Genomic DNA, 20,620 nt, shown 5'->3' with positions numbered 1-20,620 from the left:
TCGACTTATTTTTATTCCATTTAATAGTTCTCAGGTACTTTTTCAAGTGCCACCTTCAAGTCCTTCTCTTCTCCATTTCTCACAATCTTTAAATCAATCTTATCTCCAGCGCGGTATTGGTAAAGCTGTCTCACCAGCTGACTCATGCTCCCAATCTCTTGATCATTGATTCCTACAATCACATCCCCAGCGGTAAGTCCTGCCTTGGCAGCTGGGGAATCTTTGGAGATCTCTACCACATATACCCCTTTGTCCTCAGCCAACTGTGTTCTCGTTGCATTTTCAAACACATCCACATTCACACCCTTGATACCCAGATATACCTTGCTGAATTCACCCTTTTCAATAAACTGATCTACGATGGGTTTTGCTAAATTGATGGGAATAGCGAAACCTAAACCTTCTCCTGACTGAATTTTAGCAGTGTTGATTCCGATAACTTCCCCCTTGCTATTGAGCAAAGGTCCTCCGCTGTTGCCTGGATTAATAGATGCATCGGTTTGAATCAGGTTCTCTATGGTTTCGTTAGCACTAATCTCGATACTTCTTTCCAATCCACTGATAATTCCCGACGTGACAGTCCTTTCAAACTGCATTCCCAGAGGATTTCCAATGGCAATAGCAGCCTCTCCTACCTCAATGTTATCGGAATTTCCCAGATCTGCTGGGGTTACGTTCACTCCATCCACCTTAATTACCGCCAAATCCAAGGAAGGATCATTCCATAGGATCTTCGCCTCTTTATTGGTGCCATCATGGAATACAACGTTGACGCGTTCCACACTGCCGTTATTCACTACATGGGAATTGGTCAAGATATAACCCCTGTGATCCACTACAACCCCTGTACCTACTCCCTGAGACTTACGAGCGCCAAAGAAGAGGTCCTGTTGCACAGTCTCCGTGGTAATTCCTACCACCGATGGCATGGCTTTTTTTGCCACAGCAGAGATCAAGGATGTTGTATCTTGAGATTCCACATTGATGACCTGCTTTACGTCTTTTCCAAAATAATTGTCGGGATAGGGCAGTAGATTTCCAAAAACATATACTGGAAAAATATAACTGGATAATATCCCTCCAATCAGCGCTGAAATCAAAGCCGTGGTCCCAAGTTTCCAATTAAACCGTCTCTTTTCTCTAGGCGGTTTCTCCGGTTCCAAAATGGTAAATGCATTTTCAACGTTTCCACCATCCTCTAATGGATAGAGGTCCTCCATTTCTTGTGTGCTTTCCCTTTGTTCTTCATTTTCTGTATTCAATAGATTTTGTTCATCTTCAAATCTCATCTTCATAACCTCCTTGAGTAATATAGTTTTATTATAGAGGGAGGTTATGAAGAGAATATGAACAAATTATGAACAAGAGAAATTTGTTATGCCAAAATCTTCATGGCTGTATTTGTCAGAAAAAGAAGGATTTAAAAGAAATCTGTCAAATTTTTATAGTAACTGTAATTTTTATCCTATTACATAGCCATTTATCAAATTAAAATACACTTTAGGGAGAAATTTATGCATCGACTCAATTCGAAGAACATTGCTATGAAGATATTCATATTTTCCTTGTCTATCAGCATCTTGCTCACCACCGCTTTGGTGACCATCTCCTATTATTTGACGGAGGAGCTTACCTTTGACTTGGTCCACGATAACAGTTCAAAAAACATTCGAGCCCACGGAGAATCCGTAGGCCATTGGATAGATAAACAAATCACCGTTATGGAGACCTATGCCAGCAGTCCTACCATTCGAAGTATGAACTGGGATCAGATAGAGCCCTATTTAAGGAATGAAGTCCTTAAGGGTAAGGGGCCCTATGAGCAATTTTTCCTCGCTGACCCTTCAGGAAATTATCATACTACTGGAAAGCGTGATGCAGGCAATCTCAAAGATAGAGATTATTTTCACAAAGTAATGGCAGGAAACTCGGTTTTTACCCAACCCTTACTTTCAAAAACCTTGGGACGATTTACATACATCATAGCCATCCCTATATGGGGAGAAAAACAAGAAGTCATCGGTCTTTTGGGTGCCAGTATAGATTTTTCCACCTTGAAAGCCTATGTTGATTCATTCCGTGTAAACCATAAATCTTCCTATTCTTATATTGTCGATCAAAAAGGCTATGTAATCGCCCATCCCAATACCGACTATATAACAAAATTAAATATTACGATACCTTCCAAAGTCATCCCACCAGAGCTCGCCAGAAATGCATGGCAAGTTATTCAAAATGAGGAAGGCTGCATTGATTACACTTTTAAGGATGTAAAAACCTATGCCTATTATAAGAAAATACCTCATACTGACGGATGGACTTTGGTGACAAGAGTCCCCTTTGACTATTTATATGAGCCTATCAAAGCAAAAAACAGAAGGTTATTTATTATAGGATCCATCGCAACCATGTTTATCGGATTTTTCTCCCTTTTTATCGGGATGTTGGTTTCTAAACCTTTGGTTCACTTAAAAAAAACTTTGGAGGAAAACACCTCACTATTGGAAAAAACCCTTCGCCATGATCAGTTTAAGACAGAATTTTTTTCAAACATATCCCATGAATTGAAAACACCCCTAAATATCATCTTCGGAAACATTCAGTTGATGGAATTGGCGAGCAATCAAAAACAAGATAGTCCTAGTTACTTTAAAAGTACGAAATATTTGAGTGTCATGAAGCAAAATTGTTATCGTCTTATGCGTTTGATTGATAATCTGATTGATATCACAAGGATTGATGCGGGCTATATCAAACTCAATCTAGAAAACCATAATATTGTAGAAATCGTAGAGGAGATTACCCTTTCCACCGTTGAATACATTGAGAACAAAGGAAAAATGATTGAATTTGATACCGATACAGAAGAAAAGATGATGGCTTGCGATCCTGATAAAATCGAAAGGATCATGTTAAATCTCATTTCTAATGCCGTGAAATTCACAAATCTTGGCGATCTCATCCAAGTGAATGTTTTCGATCATAATGAGCGGGTTCTGATTTGTGTCAAGGATTCAGGCATTGGTATTCCAGAGGAAAAACAGCAACAGATTTTTGAAAGATTTGCCCAAGTAGACAGCTCTCTAAATAAAAATCAAGAGGGCAGCGGTATCGGCCTTTCTCTGGTAAAATCTCTTGTGGAAATGCATGGAGGCACCATTTCTGTAGAAAGTCAAGTTGGAAAAGGAACAGAATTCGTCATCAGCCTGCCTGTCCAACATGTTCATTCAGATGATAACACCATGGACGGCGCCCTGACTAGTAAACAAAATAAAGTGGAACGTATCCACATCGAATTCTCCGACATCTATTCATAATAACGATAACAGGAAATTCTCAACTGTCGATCAATAGAAAACCTCCAGGATTAAACTTATCCTGAAGGTTTTCTATTGATCAGCTATGATCAAACTGAATTGAAAAATCGTACCTTTTCCTAGTTCGCTCTCAACTTGAATTTGCTCCCCATGCCTTTCTACGATTTGCTTGGCAATATGCAGACCTAATCCTGTGCCTTCTTTGTTTCTGTTTCTTGCTTTGTCTACCTTGTAGAACTTCTCCCAAATCACCTGCTGTTCCTCTTTGGAAATTCCTATGCCATTATCCTTTACAGCAATCCATGCTTTGTTTTCCTTTTCCTGAATCCCTATGCCGATCTTTCCGTCCTCATCCACAAATTTTAAGGCATTTTCTATCAAATTAGCTAGTACTTGTTCTATTCCATCTCGATCTGCCATTACAGCAAGAGCATCCTTTTCAAAGTCCAGTTTCATTTTGATTCTTCTTCGCTCAATTTCCTCCTCGTATTTCAACAGCGTCCTTCGGATAAGCTCACAGATATCAAAACGCTCTGGATGGATGGGATAAGCATTGGATTCCATTCTTTGCAGATCCAGTAGATTGGTGATTAACTTTCCCAGTCTGGTTGTTTCCTTTAAAATAATCTGAAGATATTTTGATTGTTCATTCTCTTCCACGGTCCCATCCACAATTCCTTGTACAAATCCCTTGATTAAGGTAAGGGGCGACCGCAACTCATGGGCAACAGCTGAGATAAAGCTCCTTCGGTTTTCTTCCATCCTCTCCAGCTGCGCAGCCATATCGTTAAAAGTTTGAGTCACTCTTCCAATCTCATCTTCCGTATAGACCGCTACTCTTTGAGAAAAATCTCCCAAGGCCAGCTTTCTGGCAGCTTGATCCATAGATTGCAGCGGTTGAGAAAGTTTTTTGGAAAGGATATAAATGACCACAGAAGAAATAATAAAGGATATGGCCATGGTAACCCAAATAATCTTATGTACTTCCTGAATGGTATTGTTGATTACATATAGGGGTGAATGCATAATGATTGCATTTTCCACCTGCCCATTTACCAGGATGGGCATACCTACCGTTAACATGGGGGTCTGCCAAGTTCCTTGGAATGTGCCCTTCTTTACGATAATTCTCCCCTTTAAAACATCCACCATCTCTTTTGCTGTGATTTGCTTTCCAATCCATTCCTTTTCATTACTGGATACGCCATAGATATATCCCCTTTTATCCAGTATCCAGATACGGGTATCTAAAAACCGCTCCACAGACTGTAGTTCCAAATCCAAGCGTTCCTTCGTGATATAGTGATTCAGATAGTCAATCACCAAATCATTAATTTTCTCTCCCTCTTCCAGGAGCAGTTCTTCATGTTGGTCAAAAAAATAATTCCCCAGAAGTTGGGAAAAAAGCAAGCCTAACAATAGGAAGCTTACGATGATGATACCGAAATATGTGACCATTAATTTTTTAAAAACTGTATCAAGCATGATCCATCACCTCAAATTTGTAGCCCACACCCCAAACTGTCTTGATTTGATAGCGCTCTTCAATAGGCTCTAACTTCTCCCGTAGTCGCTTGATATGCACATCAATGGTACGGTTATCTCCTTCATAGTCAAAGCCCCATATTTGTTCAATCAGCTGTTCCCTAGTAAATACTCGGTTTTGGTTTTTCACTAGAAAATATAGTAACTCCATCTCCTTTGGTGGAAGCTCATACACTTGATTTTGTATCCTGATCTTATAAGCTTCCCGATCTACCATGAAGCTGGGTAAAATGATCTGCTGTACACCATGACTTTGTCTATGATATCTTCTTAAAACAGCATCCACCCTTGCCATCAATTCCCTTGGTTCAAAGGGCTTGACGATATAATCGTCGGCACCGATTTTTAAACCCAGGACTTTATCAAAGGTGTCATCCTTAGCCGTTAGCATGATGATGGGAATATCACTGATTTTCTTTAGTTCCCTGCATACATCCCATCCATCCATTTTGGGAAGCATAATGTCTAAGATTACGAGATGCGGGACCTCTTCCTTTACGGTTTCTATAGCCTTCAGCCCATCATGAACCATCACCGCGTCATAACCTTCTTTTTTTAAATAAAGAACAATCAACTCACAGATATGAACATCATCATCGACCACCAAAATTTTCTTACCCAACATCATACCTCTACTCCTTTTGATAAAGCTCTAGTTCTTCGTACTTTTTCATTTTTTCCATTACTTTTTTAGAATATGTAGTTATATAATGTCCCTTTTCTTTATAATAATTTTCTGCCTTATAGTATCCTCTATTGTATTCTGTAAAAATGCGATGGTAATCCTGAGGATAGGCTTTGTACAAATGCCATAGGTAAATGGTTCCCAGGGCAATATTATAATCTTCATCAAAAATTCGTTTGGGATCATATGTAATACCAAATTGTGCCCCATACTTCTTGCAAAGCCAGGCCTCCGTCTCTGGAATAATCTGCATGAGTCCCCGATCTTCACTGGTTCCCACCGCATCCTTGTTAAAACTGCTCTCCTGCTCCATGACAGCCAGAACGATTTTTACTGGCATCCCTGTTCTCTGCTCATATTGGAGGATTTGGGCGATAGCACCATCGGATAAGTTTGTCCTTTTTTTGATTTCAGCGGCCAGTTGATCTCTTTTTTTCTTTTCCTCTGCCAAAGCTCGATTTTCTTTGGTTTGAAAAATAGTCTGCAGCTTTTCACGGATACCAGCGATGATTTCTTTAAAGCTGATCTGCGATTTTCCGCTTTCCACTTTGACCTTGTCATTTATCTCCACAGGTTTCTTCATATCCCTTTTTCTGTCCTCGCGGTTCTTTACCTTTTGAGGCTCAGATTTTTCTTGGGTATTTACCTTTACACTAACGATAGGTGGATGCTGTCGTTTTTTCAAATATATGCGAATATCCTCCCCATAATTTCTCATCATCCAAAAAGCAAAAGCCATATCCATCAAGGCCAGTAATATAGCAAAGGCAATATAGGGTTTCCATTTTGTCATGTTGTCTCCTTATTAGATAATCTGTGCACAATCGCTTATCTATCTGTATTATAATTACTATCATGGTAAAAATCAACGCAGTCTACTACTCCCTTTTATATTCAAAGGAAAAAAATCCTCGGTAATTATTTCCTTGTTTACTTCCTTTAAAATTTCTATGCTATAATATATATCGAAACTATTGCTGGATTTATACAGTGAAAATAACCCGTACCGGATTAATAAACGTACAAGGAGTAATGCGAAATGCGTCTTATACCTGTTAATTGCATAAAAGAAGGCAGTACTTTGGCTCAGGCCCTTTATGACAAAGATGGCCGAATCCTTCTTCATAAAGGTGTTGAACTAAATGATGGTCTGTTAAAAAAAGTAGAAGATAGTGGAATCAGTATGATTTATATCAACGATGAATACAGTAGCAATGAGATTGAAGACATCATTGAACCGAAAGTTCGGATCGCTGCCATCAATGCCTTACGGGAGACTTTTACATCCTTTGAGAGAAATAATCAACAGTTAAAAGGAAAAACAAATTCCCTAAAGGAAAGACAATTGCTGAAGCAGCGAGATGATTATTTTCACAACCTTAATAGTCTTACAAAAAATATTGTGGATGAAATATCCTCGGCGAAGAGTGTCTTGGTAAGCCTGGTCGATATCAAAAGCATGGACAACTATACATATGAGCATTCTGTCAATGTGGCAGTGCTTTCCCTGGTATTAGGCACAGAGCTGCGACTAAGTAAAAATGATTTATACGATTTGGCCATCGGTGCCATGCTCCATGATATCGGAAAGGCCTTTATCCCTAAGGATATTCTACTAAAGAAAGACCCTCTTACCGATGAAGAATACGCCATTGCCAAGGAACACACCACCAGAGGTTATAGCTATCTGAAGGAGTTATATAGCATCCCAGGCCCTGCTCGGATTATTGCCCTTCAGCACCATGAGAAGGTGGATGGCACAGGATATCCCGGCGGTTTAACAGGCAATAAAATTAGCAAATTGGCGAAGATCATCGCCATCACCGATACCTATGACGCCATGACTTCAGACAAGCCCTATAAGAAGGCTGTGGCGCCCCAGGAAGCCATCGAGTATATCATGGGTAGTGCAGGTACCCATTTTGATTTTGAAATGGCCCAGACCTTTGTTCGCAAGGTGGTCCCTTATCCTGTGGGCACATTGGTTCGGCTAAGCAACGGAGATTATGGAGTGGTAGAGAAAGTCGTTCCTAATTTTCCCTTACGCCCTACAGTAAAAGTCATTCGTCAAACAGCTGTTAGCATTAAAATGGTAGAGATAGATTTATTAAAGGAAACCAATCTGGTCATTGAAGGCATCCAATATGAAACACCCGATTTATCCGTACAAACATATTTGAAAAAAAAATAAAACTTCCATGGCGTTGTCCATGGAAGTTTTATTTTGATTATAGCATCACGCTTAAGGTTTTACTGAAAGCTGCTAGCTTCGCTTTCGTTACTTCCTGATCATATTCATTCAATAATTTATCCAACTGTTGGCTAATGGTAAGGATTTCTGGGGATAGGAGATTCTCTTGTCTTTGAATCTTTTCATGCATTATTTTTCTTAGTCGTTCTATGGAGATCTCCAGCTTTTGAAGCTTTGCCATTCCAATACTCTCTTTTGTATGCATAAAACCTACCTCTTCCCTAATAATAATTCCTTTAAAGATATTCTAACTGGTTTCCTACTATTTTCCTATAGGACCCGAGCATTATCCTCTCTGGGCTTACTGTAGGGAATCCCATTACTAGAAGGCTATGCGTATTCATTTTCATAGGTCTATGGTCCTATCCAGCCTTTCCTTCTGCCCTTCCAAAAACCACAAGGCATGTTACCTACTCACCACATCCATGAAAATACGTACTTCTTTCGTATTTATACCCTCCGAAGTCAATATACTTTGCCACCTGAGCTTTGGGTCCAAGGACAACATCCTTTAAAGCATATTCCTTGAATACATGGTACCCTGTTCGATCGACGATATAACCGATATGCTCCTTTCCTAAAGGTGCTTCCTTATCAATATATTCCTCGATGAAGGTATAGGTATTGGTAATAATCTTAATGACAGTTTCTTCATCTACCCACTCCAAAAATGTTTCCGCCAATCTTGGATTCTTTTTACCCGTTCTTCCCATAATCACTACGCGATAATACTTTTCTGGATTTCTACGCCATGCCCCTGTAGGACATTTTAAAATACACTCACCACATCCTAAACAGCGATCTTCATCTCTCTTCACCTTATAGTTTTCCATTCTCAAGGCCCCTGTTACCCGTTTCTTACAATTCTTTACGCAGGCTTCACATCCTACGCATCGGGAGGCCTCATATACTGGCTCTACCTGACCAATGATGCCAAAGTCCTGCATATGGGCCTTGATACAATCATTGGGACATCCGGTACAAGCGATCTTTACATGGCGATCATTGGGGAAGATCGCTTTCTCAATCTTAATCGCTAAATCCGTAGTGTTATAGTTGGCAAAGGGGCAGACTTTATTTCCGATACAAGCGGATACGTTTCTGGTTCCTGCCGCAGGATAACCGTCTTCTATGTCGTCAATATTGACACCATAGTCTAACTCCAATCCTTGGATGATGGGAGCAATCATTTTATTGATTTCAGGAATTTTATCGAAATCAATGCCCGGCACCTCAAAGCCCTGACGAATGGTCATATGAACGCTGCCATCTCCATACTTCTCAGCAACCTCTTTGATAATATCAAAGTACTTTACATCCAGATGCCCCCCAGGCACTCTGATTCTTAAAGCCGTCTTTCCCCTTGTCTTGGTAACACGATAAGCATTCTTCTTTATTTTTTTTGTATTAATATCCATGGTGATCCCCCCTTAATCTATCAGTTTTTTTGCTTTGGTATAGTTGAATACGGGACCTTCTAGACATACATAGGTTTCATCAATCTTGCAGTGGCCACATTTGCCGATGCCACAGCTCATCTTTCGCTCGAAGGACACCCATATCTGTTTTTCCAAGATTTCTTTTTTGAGAAATTCTAATGCTGTAAATTTCATCATTAAAGGCGGTCCTACAATAATGACCTCCAGGTTCTCATCATTTCCTATTGTACCATTAGAGATATACTGGGTAATCAACCCCACATTTCCTGTCCAATCTTCATCTCCCTTATCCACTGTAAGAATGACATTGAACTTCTCATTTTTCATCCAGCCCTGGATCTCATCCATAAATAAAATATCTTTTGATGATTTAAAACCAATAAACAAGTCTAATTTTTGAATTTCATGGGAATTTCGGTGGAAGTAATTGATGATGCTTTTTACTGGTGCCAAGCCTGTTCCTCCAGCGGCAATCACCAAATGCTTACCCTTATAGTGATCTAGGGGGAATCCATTGCCATAAGGTCCTCTCAGATACATATGGTCCCCAGGCTGTAAGCTATGAAGATAATCCGTTACCTTTCCTACCCTTCGTATGGTCATATCGATGTATCCATCTCCGAAATCACTAATGGAAATTGGAGCCTCTCCAATTTTAGGGATAGAGAGTTCAACGAACTGTCCATTTTTGGGTTTTATGTCACAAGCCAAACGAAATGTATAATCGATATCCGTTTGATGCTGAATATGAAGAATGCTATATTTGTTAGGTATATATGGGTTTTTCATCATTTTCTCTCCTCCCCTACAAGCTCCGTAACCTTGTTGATGCAGCTGGAAAAAGATATATATTCAGGACAGATATCATCACAGCGGCCGCATCCTACGCACATATGATAGCCATTTCTTTTCTTGAAGTCATTAATCTTATGCATGGTCTTAAAACGCATACGATCCCCATAGTTTTTCCTAAAACCATGGCCGCCTGCCATATCTGTAAACCCATCTACATGACAGCCTGCCCATACCCTTCTTCGCTCTCCATTATTGCCGTTTTCATCGTATGCGATATCCTGCATTGTCCAGCAGCTGCAGGTCATACAGACAAAGTTACACCTACCACAGGCAATACACCTTTGCGTATATTCCTTCCACATGTCATCCTCAAAAATCTCTGTCGTAATTTTCTCTACATCAGGAAGCTTTACTTTCACTGAGTTCTCTTGGATAAACTGAGGTTGAAAATCAACGGTTTCTCCTTTTGTCCGGAAGGTATCCATCAGCGTTTCGTCCTTGATATCTAAAAGCATATCCTCACCAAAACGAATGGCGGCTGCATAATTCTCTGTTTTATTGGCTCCCATGGAAACACAGAAACAGTTATCAAAGCCCTCTGTGCACTCTATCATGAAAAACTTAACCTTCTCTCGCAGCCGCTCATAATATATATCCTTGTCATCTCCATTTTGTAAGAAAACCTGATCTAGCCTCGTCACTCCGTGGATATCACAAGGTCTTAGGAATATGATTAACTTTTTTTCCTCATCCTTTGGCTCTTGATAAGCCCCTTCTGTGAAATAGAAGAGAGTTTGGGTAATTGGAAATAGGATCTCCTTTGGTGAAAAATGAGCTTTTTCATGGACCTCAATCTCATCTACCGTAGAAACTTCTCCGTATCTTACCACATCCGTATCTGAAAATCGTCCCTCTCCTTTGATGCGGATGGGCCCATAGATCTTATATTCTTTTCCTAAATCCTTTAATACATCATCAAAGGCCTTTTTACTTAGTTTCAATGACATTTGTCTTCCCCCTTTTCTTAATGGGTTAGTGGATAGTCGATAGTGGTTAGTGGTTTTTAAAGACCTTGCCTCAGGTTTTAAATCCCAATTAGATAGACCCTGACGCTACTAACCTCTAACTTCTAACCTCTAACTACTCTTTAGATACATACCAATACATTGCTCCGATGAACAGGGCTCCACCCACTATATTTCCAGCGGTGGATGCCAGTAGATTTTTTGCATAGCCAGCGATGGATATTACAGCAGGATCATGAGGTATAAACAATGCCATCCCCATCATGGACATATTGGCAATACTATGCTCAAACCCCGAACCGATGAATGCAAACAAACACCACCAGATCAGAATCAATTTGGCCATATCTTCCTTGGCGCGGGTAGCTGTCCAGATCGCCAAGCATACCAGCATATTACACAGAATCCCTCGAATAAAAATCTGTAGGAAAGGTGCGTTCATCTTTCCTGCTGCCACTTTTAGAATAAAGTCAGATTGAGGCGCATTACTGATTAAACCTGACTTTGCTACCAAATAGGCTAAAAATAATGACCCCAGTAAATTCCCAATATAACTAAAAGTCCATACCTTCGCCGTATCTCCCAGTGTTACGCGTTTGGTCAGATTTCCTATGGTCATCACCATATTGTTTCCAGTGAAAAGTTCTGCTCCTGCAAAAATGACCAGTGTCAATGCTACCCCAAAGGATGCACCCATAATAGCCTTTGTAGCAGGAGAGCTTGCGGCTGCAAAAGGCGCCCCAATAGAAAAAATAAGCATAATACCAAATCCCACGTAGATTCCCGCCATGATGGAAAGGATCACATACTTGATGACACTTTTGTTCAGGTACTTTGCCTTGTTCACGGCACTGTCACCCATTTTGTTTACTGTTTCTAAAAACATTTCCTCCACCCTTTCTTGTTTTGTTGCGGTCATTGAAAGCCTTTTCCTTGTTATAAATATATCAACTATTTCAAAGGGATACTGTGAGGAATATCACAATCCCCTTGAAATTCTTTCCAAAAAGAACAAAGCGGACATTTTCATGCCCGCCTGCTACTCTTCTCTTACATCGATAATATATTCTTCCAATACCTCCATAATTTTATCCATCCATTCATACTCTTCTTCGCAGTCAAAAGGATATTCCCAGTCTTCCATTTCAGGACTCGTGAGAATCGTAGCCCGGGTGGTGCCATGGACATTGTCCACATGGATCATGAGCATAATCGGTCGGTTCTCCCGCTTATGGATATACTCATAGACCATATATCCAAACCCTCTTCCTTGGTCTACGGCACAATAGTCGCTATGAATCAAATCTCCGTCAATCTCTCCCATGGATAACTCCAGCACTTCTCTCGGATCGATGGATAATGATACGATTCTGGCACTCATGATAGGCCCCCCTCATCGGATTTATAGGTACGATCTTTTATTTTTATCTATATTCACAATCTATAAAATTGTTGCAATGAAATTTAACATTTTTGTTATAATAGGAGTGTTAAGAATTTGCTAAAGTGAGGGAATGATCATGAAATCTATCAACATATATACGGATGGTGCCTGTTCAGGTAATCAAAATGAAGAGAACATAGGTGGTTGGGGTGCCATCCTCTCATATGGTGAGCATACCAAGGAGCTCTGCGGTGGCGAAATCAATACTACCAACAATCGAATGGAAATGACAGCTCTTTTGGAAGCATTGAAAGTCCTATCCAAAGATCAGCTTTCTATCAATGTTTTTTCTGATAGTTCCTATCTGATTGAATGCTTTACAAAAAAATGGTATGTCAAATGGCAAATGAACGGCTGGATCACTGCCAGCAAGACACCCGTAGAAAACAAGGAGCTTTGGGAAGCCCTTCTTAGACAGATTGATCGCCAGAAGGAAATCAACTTTTACCGGGTCAAAGGTCATTTAAACGTGAACAAAGAAGCAGAACTGAAGAAGTGGTACAATAAATTTAAGGAATGGAATGGCCAGCACTTCTCCATGGATGATTTTCTACTGGCAACAAAAATGAACATTCAAGCCGATGTCTTAGCCAATAAGGGCATGGATATCATAAGGAAAACCCCAATCACAGACTAGCCTGTGATTGGGGTTTTCCTTATCTATTGAACATCCTGGAAGGTTGGTTAACTATTGCCATCCCTCTGTATTTCGCGTGTAATTTTTATCAATGATAGCGTTGGTCAGCTGATATAACTGCCCATGATGGGTGGCACCAAAGGATAAAGTCATCACAAAATGAATATGATCTGTACCACGGGTTCCTTGGTAAATATCGTAGGCACTGCCTATGTTTTCAAGATGATACCTTTCCTCAATACGATCCTTTACTTCATCCACAGCAGCATCAATAAAATATTCAGCCTGCTCTAACAGAGCAGAAGTGTATTCTTCTTCATCATCGCTCATGTAACCTTCCTCTTCCAGGTCATGCTCTATCTCCGTTTCTAGGATGGATTGATCCAACTTCACCTCATAGGCAAATACATCATCATCATATACATGGTCACTGATATCTCTTACTTCCTCAAAGTAGTTGCTGTTGCTAACGATCTCTTCAATTTCCCTACTGTTTATACTGACTGTACCATTGATAATACTGGCTCTAATTTGCTTCATATGTATTTCCTCCTCGTCCATATATATTTCTATAATTGGCAGGAGGTCAATGATTTATACCTTACTTCAAGCTTTCTACAAATAATTTAACTTCACTATTTCTTAATCTGAATAGCCACATCTACATTGAAATTTGGCATCAAGAATCCATCATTGTTCTCGATGGAAATTTCCACAGGAATAATGGTTTCGCCATTTTTTTGCACTGCTATGCGGGCAATCCGATTTACCTTTCCCTTATACACTTTCTCCTTATTGGCTGCAGGAATAATTTCCACCTCTGCTCCCACGTTTACATCCTTAATGAACTCTTCCGGCACCTCCGCTTCTACCATCATCGTATTAAGATCCAACAGACTTAGAAGCTTCTTCGATTCATCGATCAAATCCCCTGCTTGATAGCCAATATCATAAACTACCCCGTTGGTTACATCAGCAACGATGGTATTTCCCTGCATATATCCCCTATTTGACTTCTCCTGCATGGCTTGTAGTTCAAATGCTGCAGAAGCTATTTCCTCATTCTTGATTTTCAGATCATCTAGCTCTTTCTTTTTGTTTTTCTGGATATTCTCCAGATCATAACGGGCGTCTTCCTGTTCTTTATATCTCGTATCCACTGTCTTTTTAAAATTATCAAATTCTGACTGAGAGATAGCGCCTGCTTTAAGTAGAGCTTCCTGGGAAGCTAGATCCTTCTTGGCTTGAATATAAAGATCCTCAGCCAGCTTTAACCCATTGACTGCCTTCTTTATGTTGGGATCATTCTGCTCATCCCCAAGTAGATCATTTTGAAGCTTATTTTTTTCCAGCTGCACAATGCTTAATTTATAGGCTTTGTCTTTTAGGGCTGCCTCATAATCCTTCATATTCAGAGTAATCAGCACATCTCCAGCCTTGACTTGCTGACCCTCCTGGACATGAACCGCCTCCACAGACGCTGAAAAATCGACCATGACATTTTTTATATTCTCTGCCTTAATAATGCCAAAGGCTTCTACCATTTCTCTCTCCTTGGGAGCTTCTACCTGATCCATATTAGCTTTTTCCTCTTTTTTACTACAGCCTACTGCCAGCATCAACGCTCCTAATAATGTAAATATTAATAGACGCTTCATCCTTTGCTTCATCGCTCCCACACCTTTCCATCTTTCACATAGATAATCCGCTGACCGTAATCAGCCGCCTCCCTTGAATGGGTTACTTGAACGATATTTTTCCCTCTTTCTTGATTAATTCTCCGGAGCAGCTCCATCACCTCAGTTCCTGTCTTGCTATCCAGATTCCCGATGGGTTCATCGGCTAGGATGATATCTGGATCATTCATCAGGGCTCGAGCAATCGCTACCCGCTGCTGCTGCCCCCCCGACAGCTCTCTAGGGGTATGGTGTCTTCGATCAGAAAGTCCTACCACTTCTAAAATCTCATGAAGTCGTTCCTTATAGTCTTTCATCTTTTTTCCATCTAATAGAATAGGCAGCATGGTATTTTCCTCTACGGTTAAATTGGGAATCAAATTATAAAACTGAAAGACAAAACCCACATCTCTTCTACGCATGACACTTTGTTCTTGGTCCTCCATCTCTGCCAGTTCTTTTCCATTGATTTTGATACTGCCAGAAGTAGGTTTATCCAATCCTCCCAGAAGATACAAAAGGGTACTTTTCCCAGAACCCGAGGGTCCCATGATGGAAACAAATTCTCCTTTTCTGATGGTTAGATCAATATTTTTTAATATTTCCACGTCCAGCACACCTAACTTGAATGTTTTACACAGATTTACCGCCTCAATAATTCCTTCCATTCCCTCACCTCTATTCATACTTGATAGATTCAATAATATTTAGTTTTGTTGATTTAAAAGAAGGACTTACCGAGGAAATCACCGTTATGATGACCCCGCTGACCATGGCATTGATAAACATCGAAGGTACATAATGCATCTGAATGGGTAAATCCATGGCAGTCAGTATAAAAGGCATCAATAAGATGAAACATAGTCCCCCGAAGGCTCCAGTTATTCCGCCAATCAGACCTCCAGTAAGGGCCTCAATAAACAGCATCTTGGTCGTCTGCTTTTTACTCATTCCTACGGAGCGCATTACTGCTAAAGATCGTCTTCTGCTGAGGAAGTTCACCACAAAATTATTCAATACGCCAAAAACCCCGATTACCATCGTCATGAAAGAAAAACCCTTTAACAGAACAAAAATCTGGGCATTACTTTCCATATTGCTGCGTTCCATCTCATTCAATGTCATACCAAATAGCTGATCCCTTTTGAATTTTTCCTTTATCCTTTGGAGCACCCCTTCAGGATCTTCATGGGTTTTCACATATAGATCTGAATAATATCGCAGCTTCATATCCTGCTTTAGATATCTCTCTGGAACCAGTGCAACATTTCCATTCTGCATGAGGGTATCGACAAAACCGATTACTCGATAGTCTTTGTTTCCTCTCTCCGTTTCCAAGGTAAGCATATCCCCTTCCTTTAGTTCCAACTTATTTTTCAAGGAACTGCTGAGGATAACATTCCTACTTCCATCGAATTTATCCAATACCTCTGTCCGTTTTCCTACAAACTCAAAATCCCAATTATCGAAAAATTTATTTGGATCAATACCATAAACACTTGATATCTCTTCCTTTGTCCCTGCAACCTTTACATTTCTTACCTCATAAAGACCATAAGTAGCGCTAACCCCTTTGACGCCCCGAAGCCGCTGCTCTACATCTTTATTCCCTTTAGGGTGATTCAGTAGGATATCAAATTTACCCTCATTATAAACATTCAGAACTTCGATACCCACACTATAGCTTAGGGTATTGATCATCAACAGGCTGGCAATACCAATGGATAACAGAGCAATGTTATTTAACACACCTTTGTTATCCCTCAGATTCTTCACCGCAATAATTCCTATATTCCCAAATAAATAACGATAGATTTTTTCTAACAAACCGATACATTTTTCCGTTATAAAAGGAATGAATAAAACCAAGGCCATAGAAATCAGTATGAGACAAATACTATTGACAAGCAAAGCGATTTCTCGAGGAACTACCAAAGGAATCGTCGATGCAAGAAAAAATAGTAGAAACCCAATCATCATACTCTTGTTCTTATTTCCTTTCTTGTTCTCATAGGTGTTCAGTACAATATCCCGCACGGAAACCTTTGAAACCACCAAGATAGGCACCGCTGAACTACCGAAGGATAACAGAACCGCTCCAAGAAACGAAATCATCAACTGTCCGAAGGTTATCGCTAACTCTACTTCCATCTTTGTCGACTGGTAGGGGTCAGATGCCATCACATGGATCATGCCATACAGAATCAGATACCCTAGGCCACAACCCAAGATTCCTCCCACAATCCCATAAAGGATGCTCTCTGCCAGCAGTAAGAAGTCTGTCATTTTCTTCGTGGCACCGATACTTCGAAAGGTTCCAATCAGAGGCATTCGCTCCATGGAGATGACCTTAAAGGAGGTATAAATGACAAAGACACTGATAAATACCACCAACACTAACATAAGCATAAACGGCTTGGAAATCATGCTCGTATACTGCTCAATATCCTTTTCAGTTATGGTTCTTTCCACCACATATCGTTTGTAGCTCCTAGAAAGATCATCTAGCACCTTCTGGATCAGGCTGCTGTCTTTTGTCTTAAGATACAGAGTAGAAACCCTGCCTTTTTCCCCAAACAGGTTATTCGCCGTCTCCAAAGGCATGACCGTTGTAGCACTTTGATCACTGGGTGTCAGCAACCCTCCAGTAGATGCAATCCCTGCAATGATAAACCTAAACTTCTCTTCTTCTACCTTGATTTCTATAGGATTTCCAAGTTCCAGTTTATACTTCTCTGCAGTAGCCCGGTCAATGATCAACTTCTTTCCATTGAAAGGATACAGATGATATTCCTGCTCAATAGTGATAGGATTCATCTTCTGCAGGTCTTCTAGTTCATAGCCTTGAAGACTGAATACAATTTTCTCTTGGGGAGAATATTCGAAGATTCCCCTTTCACTGGTATTCCCTATCATGTATTCAAGTTGCTCCATATATTTTTCTGCCTGGCTAGTACGAAAATAGTTGGAGGGTGAGTCCTTATCTGCATAAATTATGATCTCTGCCGATCCCAAAGTTTTCTGTATTTCTTTCAGATACATTTTTGCGATATTGTCCGACATGCCTATGGAGGCAAAAAAGAGAGCCGTAGACAGCGTGATTGATAATAGGATTAAAAATGTGCGGAATTTCTTTTCTCTGATATTTCGCAGCAAAAACTTCATCATAATTTTCATGTTGTCACCACCATTTTATTGCAATATGTATTCATATTTGCGACAGGATTCTATCCATATTTGTTCCTTCCTAAGTTTTTTCAACGAATTGTGTGGAGGGAATTCTGCCTCGTCGTTACGAGAAATATATAAAGGGGACCAAAGTCCCCTCAACACTAGCTCCTATATTAGACATTAAGGACTCACTACTAAAAACAAGCATTACCGAATGGTGATGTTTCCAGATGTATTCCGAAGCACAACTTTATTGTTTTCACTCTTTACAACACCTTTTAATTGATTTTTCTCCGATTTCCCATTCACAGTAACGGGAAAATCACACGCTATATCTCCTAAGGCTTCCGCATCCAGAGCAAAAGCTGCATCATCCGGAAGATCTATAATAATATCACCAGAGACAGCTTCAAAATCGATATCATAATCAAAAGTCAAATAGCTTATCTTAAAATTGCCAGAGGTGGATTTTCCCTTTAAATTCCCCTTAAAATTATTAATATTCATATCCCCGGATACCACCTCAATCCTTGTACTTTCTGTAGAAATATCTTCCATTGTTAGGTCTCCTGAGACGCTTTCGAAGCTTAGATTTTTAGCTGTAAGATGCTGAATCTTTGCATCCCCAGAGGTTAGGTTTAAGGAAATATCACTAAGACCCCATTCTTCTTGCATCTTCACATCACCTGATACAGAGCCAACCTTCAGATCTCCTCCATAGTTTTTAGGTATAAACACATCCAATGTTAAATCTGATGAAGAGAACTCTATATGCATCTTTTTCGATTCTTCAACCTTTACCGTTACTTTATTTCCAGACACCGTAACCTTCATTTTGGGTAAATCGGAAGAAGTAATTTTGCCATAGAAATGGGACTTTATATCGTTCCTCTCTTCCGGAATGATATTGATATCTGCGGTAACACCCTCTATGACAATCTGAGTAATGCCCTCCATCGTTCCTATTTGTACATCATCTACGCTGAAAGATCCGGAACTCTCATTGGAGCTTGAGAAAAATCCTCCTGTAAAGGATGCAATAGCAAGGCCTATTCCTATCCCTACGACGGCAATAAGGGCCAGATAAATCACTATTTTTTTGATATTCATTCTATTTCACTCCTATTTTTTTATGATTTCAGCATTCCATTTTAAATACTTAACCGTCCCTCTGAATAACAGCCTTCCGATATAGATATCGAATAGGAAGAAAAGAAGACCTAATGCTGTGATTCCTATGCCTAGGAAAAAAGCCGCTGCAGGATGCACTCCGTTAATAAAATCACCTGCGAATATGATTTCCGCAAAGGGGGCAGCAATAGCAGCAATACCTCCGAATATCAGACCTAAGGCGGCTGCAAACAATCCTCCCAGTACAGCTACAACACCTAAGAATGGTCCTAATACGAAAATCAAATTGAAAAATCCCAAAGACACAGCAGCAATAACAGCCTTAAATACATTGGAAGGGGTAGGATTCGCATGGGCACTTTCAATAACGATAGATGCTTTATAAGCTTTGGCTAGGGTTTTGGGGTCTCCTAATGACTTTATAATTTCTTCTTCTGTCTTTCCCTTTTCCAGCCCTACATTAAAATGTTCTTCATAATCATATAATATATCTTCTAACTCCTCCTTAGGCAGTTCACGAAGCTCTGTCCTTAATATGTGTAAAAAATCAATTTTATTCATGTTTTCCCTCCTTGTAGATGATAAAATTTACGCCTTCAACAAAATCAGTCCATTCTTTAACCAATTGATCTTTCGTGCTTTTTCCCAGCTCTGTAATGCGATAATATTTTCTGGGCGGCCCCTCACTGGACTCTTGAAGATAAGATTCAAAATATCCTTCCTTTTGCAGTCTCCTCAATAGGGGATAGATGGTTCCTTCGGATATGTCAACATATTTTGAAATCTCTTCCACCAGCTCATATCCATAATAATCCTGTTTGCTCAGCAGTACTAGAACACATAGCTCCAATACACCCTTCTTAAACTGTATATTCATGCTGACATCCTTTCTTAAATCGTATTTTTATCATGATAGTATCAGTATAATACATAGTATTGTATAATGCAAGGTACTGAGTAATATTTTTTTTGCATTTTTTGTCATGAATTTCCTGTTTAGTATGCACATATTATTTCTATGATATTACGAATCCATATTGGTAGAAAAATACGTCACAACGATAACGGTTGGACAGGGTCGTCCAACCCTACGATAGGTCGATTCATCATGGTTTTGTGTAGGGAACGACGACTCTGTCGTTCCGTAGGATATAGATAAAAACCACGGAACGGCAGAGAGCGCCGATCGATACTGTACACATCGGTAGGGGCGATTCATGAATCGCCCTTAGACCTTAGATACCACCCCAGCTACTATCCTGGGCATGGAACGCCCCTTGTGTCGTTTCGGTTATGGGCGGACAATAATTTGGAACGTTTCCCTATGATTATGTCGTAATCTTTATCTTTTACGTACTAAGAGCCAGTGTATATGCTTCTATTGTTTTCGAAAATCAATACCAAATTTAACAGAATTCTCACATAAGAAAAAACACCCGAAAAGAGAGTGTTTCTCCTCTCTGGGGTGTTTTCACCGTTGTAAAATCTCATATGTACTTTGGCA

At 39.9% G+C, this 20,620-nt stretch carries 20 protein-coding genes; 3 read left to right on the top strand and 17 right to left on the bottom strand.

What is annotated here, in order from left to right:
- Positions 1-20: 20 nt before the first annotated feature.
- Positions 21-1,289, bottom strand: a complete 1,269-nt coding sequence (gene htrA / locus HNQ80_RS13875; RefSeq protein ID WP_184311269.1) for a serine protease HtrA — start codon at positions 1,287-1,289, stop codon at positions 21-23.
- A 255-nt stretch (positions 1,290-1,544) separates the two neighbouring features.
- Between htrA and HNQ80_RS13870 the strand changes: the two genes are divergently transcribed.
- On the top strand, positions 1,545-3,317 hold the full coding sequence (locus HNQ80_RS13870) for a sensor histidine kinase (protein WP_207727022.1): 1,773 nt from the start codon (positions 1,545-1,547) through the stop codon (positions 3,315-3,317).
- 72 nt (positions 3,318-3,389) lie between these two features.
- Here the strand turns inward: HNQ80_RS13870 and HNQ80_RS13865 are convergent, their stop codons facing one another.
- Genes HNQ80_RS13865 through HNQ80_RS13855 form a run of 3 tightly spaced genes read right to left on the bottom strand, consistent with a single transcriptional unit; the run spans position 3,390 to position 6,340 of the window.
- Complete coding sequence (locus HNQ80_RS13865; RefSeq protein WP_184311267.1) at positions 3,390-4,802, bottom strand: sensor histidine kinase; 1,413 nt, start codon at positions 4,800-4,802, stop codon at positions 3,390-3,392.
- Positions 4,795-5,487: a response regulator transcription factor gene (locus HNQ80_RS13860; RefSeq protein ID WP_207727021.1), complete on the bottom strand. Its 693-nt coding sequence runs from the start codon at positions 5,485-5,487 to the stop codon at positions 4,795-4,797. Before HNQ80_RS13860 ends, HNQ80_RS13865 begins: the two co-directional genes overlap by 8 nt.
- Positions 5,488-5,494: 7 nt before the next feature.
- Positions 5,495-6,340: a lytic transglycosylase domain-containing protein gene (locus tag HNQ80_RS13855; protein WP_184311265.1), complete on the bottom strand. Its 846-nt coding sequence runs from the start codon at positions 6,338-6,340 to the stop codon at positions 5,495-5,497.
- A gap of 246 nt (positions 6,341-6,586) precedes the next feature.
- Between HNQ80_RS13855 and HNQ80_RS13850 the strand changes: the two genes are divergently transcribed.
- Positions 6,587-7,738: an HD-GYP domain-containing protein gene (locus HNQ80_RS13850; protein ID WP_184311264.1), complete on the top strand. Its 1,152-nt coding sequence runs from the start codon at positions 6,587-6,589 to the stop codon at positions 7,736-7,738.
- 37 nt (positions 7,739-7,775) lie between these two features.
- Here the strand turns inward: HNQ80_RS13850 and HNQ80_RS13845 are convergent, their stop codons facing one another.
- The 6 genes from HNQ80_RS13845 to HNQ80_RS13820 all read right to left on the bottom strand — a co-directional run bounded on the left by HNQ80_RS13845 (position 7,776) and on the right by HNQ80_RS13820 (position 12,438).
- Complete coding sequence (locus HNQ80_RS13845) at positions 7,776-8,003, bottom strand: aspartyl-phosphate phosphatase Spo0E family protein (protein WP_184311263.1); 228 nt, start codon at positions 8,001-8,003, stop codon at positions 7,776-7,778.
- A gap of 205 nt (positions 8,004-8,208) precedes the next feature.
- Complete coding sequence (gene asrC / locus HNQ80_RS13840) at positions 8,209-9,216, bottom strand: sulfite reductase subunit C (protein WP_184311262.1); 1,008 nt, start codon at positions 9,214-9,216, stop codon at positions 8,209-8,211.
- A 12-nt stretch (positions 9,217-9,228) separates the two neighbouring features.
- On the bottom strand, positions 9,229-10,029 hold the full coding sequence (gene asrB, locus HNQ80_RS13835) for an anaerobic sulfite reductase subunit AsrB (protein WP_184311261.1): 801 nt from the start codon (positions 10,027-10,029) through the stop codon (positions 9,229-9,231).
- Complete coding sequence (gene asrA, locus HNQ80_RS13830) at positions 10,026-11,039, bottom strand: anaerobic sulfite reductase subunit AsrA (protein WP_184311260.1); 1,014 nt, start codon at positions 11,037-11,039, stop codon at positions 10,026-10,028. The genes asrB and asrA overlap by 4 nt, the downstream gene beginning before the upstream one ends.
- 133 nt (positions 11,040-11,172) lie before the next feature.
- Positions 11,173-11,976, bottom strand: coding sequence for a formate/nitrite transporter family protein (locus HNQ80_RS13825; protein ID WP_330602880.1), 804 nt, complete (start codon positions 11,974-11,976; stop codon positions 11,173-11,175).
- A 120-nt stretch (positions 11,977-12,096) separates the two neighbouring features.
- On the bottom strand, positions 12,097-12,438 hold the full coding sequence (locus tag HNQ80_RS13820; RefSeq protein WP_184311259.1) for a hypothetical protein: 342 nt from the start codon (positions 12,436-12,438) through the stop codon (positions 12,097-12,099).
- 139 nt (positions 12,439-12,577) lie between these two features.
- Between HNQ80_RS13820 and HNQ80_RS13815 the strand changes: the two genes are divergently transcribed.
- Positions 12,578-13,138 (top strand): ribonuclease H family protein, encoded by a 561-nt coding sequence (locus HNQ80_RS13815; protein ID WP_184311258.1) that lies wholly within the window; start codon positions 12,578-12,580, stop codon positions 13,136-13,138.
- A gap of 51 nt (positions 13,139-13,189) precedes the next feature.
- Here HNQ80_RS13815 and HNQ80_RS13810 read toward each other — a convergent pair whose 3' ends face one another.
- The 7 genes from HNQ80_RS13810 to HNQ80_RS13780 form a co-directional block, all read right to left on the bottom strand.
- On the bottom strand, positions 13,190-13,678 hold the full coding sequence (locus tag HNQ80_RS13810) for a hypothetical protein (RefSeq protein ID WP_184311257.1): 489 nt from the start codon (positions 13,676-13,678) through the stop codon (positions 13,190-13,192).
- Positions 13,679-13,773: 95 nt separating this feature from the next.
- Entirely contained in the window at positions 13,774-14,808 is a 1,035-nt protein-coding gene (locus HNQ80_RS13805) for an HlyD family secretion protein (RefSeq protein ID WP_184311256.1), read from the bottom strand.
- Positions 14,805-15,482, bottom strand: a complete 678-nt coding sequence (locus HNQ80_RS13800) for an ABC transporter ATP-binding protein (protein WP_184311255.1) — start codon at positions 15,480-15,482, stop codon at positions 14,805-14,807. Before HNQ80_RS13800 ends, HNQ80_RS13805 begins: the two co-directional genes overlap by 4 nt.
- Positions 15,483-15,492: 10 nt before the next feature.
- On the bottom strand, positions 15,493-17,991 hold the full coding sequence (locus HNQ80_RS13795) for an ABC transporter permease (RefSeq protein ID WP_184311254.1): 2,499 nt from the start codon (positions 17,989-17,991) through the stop codon (positions 15,493-15,495).
- A gap of 201 nt (positions 17,992-18,192) precedes the next feature.
- Positions 18,193-19,095, bottom strand: a complete 903-nt coding sequence (locus tag HNQ80_RS13790; RefSeq protein ID WP_184311253.1) for a DUF4097 family beta strand repeat-containing protein — start codon at positions 19,093-19,095, stop codon at positions 18,193-18,195.
- Positions 19,096-19,107: 12 nt separating this feature from the next.
- On the bottom strand, positions 19,108-19,677 hold the full coding sequence (locus HNQ80_RS13785; protein WP_184311252.1) for an HAAS signaling domain-containing protein: 570 nt from the start codon (positions 19,675-19,677) through the stop codon (positions 19,108-19,110).
- Positions 19,670-19,993: a PadR family transcriptional regulator gene (locus HNQ80_RS13780; RefSeq protein WP_184311251.1), complete on the bottom strand. Its 324-nt coding sequence runs from the start codon at positions 19,991-19,993 to the stop codon at positions 19,670-19,672. The genes HNQ80_RS13785 and HNQ80_RS13780 overlap by 8 nt, the downstream gene beginning before the upstream one ends.
- Positions 19,994-20,620 lie beyond the last annotated feature (627 nt).

Origin of the sequence: Anaerosolibacter carboniphilus, assembly GCF_014205875.1 — a bacterium.
Lineage (GTDB): Bacteria > Bacillota > Clostridia > Peptostreptococcales > Thermotaleaceae > Anaerosolibacter > Anaerosolibacter carboniphilus.
The sequence above is the reverse complement of the archived record's forward strand: the minus strand, read 5'-3'. Positions and strand labels throughout refer to the sequence as shown.

Bases quoted from the DNA above. Each gene is read 5' to 3' on its own strand.
- htrA (WP_184311269.1), bottom strand. From the start codon at position 1,289: ATGAGATTTGAAGATGAACAAAATCTATTGAATACAGAAAATGAAGAA.
- HNQ80_RS13870 (WP_207727022.1), top strand. From the start codon at position 1,545: ATGAAGATATTCATATTTTCCTTGTCTATCAGCATCTTGCTCACCACC.
- HNQ80_RS13865 (WP_184311267.1), bottom strand. From the start codon at position 4,802: ATGCTTGATACAGTTTTTAAAAAATTAATGGTCACATATTTCGGTATC.
- HNQ80_RS13860 (WP_207727021.1), bottom strand. From the start codon at position 5,487: ATGTTGGGTAAGAAAATTTTGGTGGTCGATGATGATGTTCATATCTGT.
- HNQ80_RS13855 (WP_184311265.1), bottom strand. From the start codon at position 6,340: ATGACAAAATGGAAACCCTATATTGCCTTTGCTATATTACTGGCCTTG.
- HNQ80_RS13850 (WP_184311264.1), top strand. From the start codon at position 6,587: ATGCGTCTTATACCTGTTAATTGCATAAAAGAAGGCAGTACTTTGGCT.
- HNQ80_RS13845 (WP_184311263.1), bottom strand. From the start codon at position 8,003: ATGCATACAAAAGAGAGTATTGGAATGGCAAAGCTTCAAAAGCTGGAG.
- asrC (WP_184311262.1), bottom strand. From the start codon at position 9,216: ATGGATATTAATACAAAAAAAATAAAGAAGAATGCTTATCGTGTTACC.
- asrB (WP_184311261.1), bottom strand. From the start codon at position 10,029: ATGATGAAAAACCCATATATACCTAACAAATATAGCATTCTTCATATT.
- asrA (WP_184311260.1), bottom strand. From the start codon at position 11,039: ATGTCATTGAAACTAAGTAAAAAGGCCTTTGATGATGTATTAAAGGAT.
- HNQ80_RS13825 (WP_330602880.1), bottom strand. From the start codon at position 11,976: ATGACCGCAACAAAACAAGAAAGGGTGGAGGAAATGTTTTTAGAAACA.
- HNQ80_RS13820 (WP_184311259.1), bottom strand. From the start codon at position 12,438: ATGAGTGCCAGAATCGTATCATTATCCATCGATCCGAGAGAAGTGCTG.
- HNQ80_RS13815 (WP_184311258.1), top strand. From the start codon at position 12,578: ATGAAATCTATCAACATATATACGGATGGTGCCTGTTCAGGTAATCAA.
- HNQ80_RS13810 (WP_184311257.1), bottom strand. From the start codon at position 13,678: ATGAAGCAAATTAGAGCCAGTATTATCAATGGTACAGTCAGTATAAAC.
- HNQ80_RS13805 (WP_184311256.1), bottom strand. From the start codon at position 14,808: ATGAAGCAAAGGATGAAGCGTCTATTAATATTTACATTATTAGGAGCG.
- HNQ80_RS13800 (WP_184311255.1), bottom strand. From the start codon at position 15,482: ATGGAAGGAATTATTGAGGCGGTAAATCTGTGTAAAACATTCAAGTTA.
- HNQ80_RS13795 (WP_184311254.1), bottom strand. From the start codon at position 17,991: ATGAAAATTATGATGAAGTTTTTGCTGCGAAATATCAGAGAAAAGAAA.
- HNQ80_RS13790 (WP_184311253.1), bottom strand. From the start codon at position 19,095: ATGAATATCAAAAAAATAGTGATTTATCTGGCCCTTATTGCCGTCGTA.
- HNQ80_RS13785 (WP_184311252.1), bottom strand. From the start codon at position 19,677: ATGAATAAAATTGATTTTTTACACATATTAAGGACAGAGCTTCGTGAA.
- HNQ80_RS13780 (WP_184311251.1), bottom strand. From the start codon at position 19,993: ATGAATATACAGTTTAAGAAGGGTGTATTGGAGCTATGTGTTCTAGTA.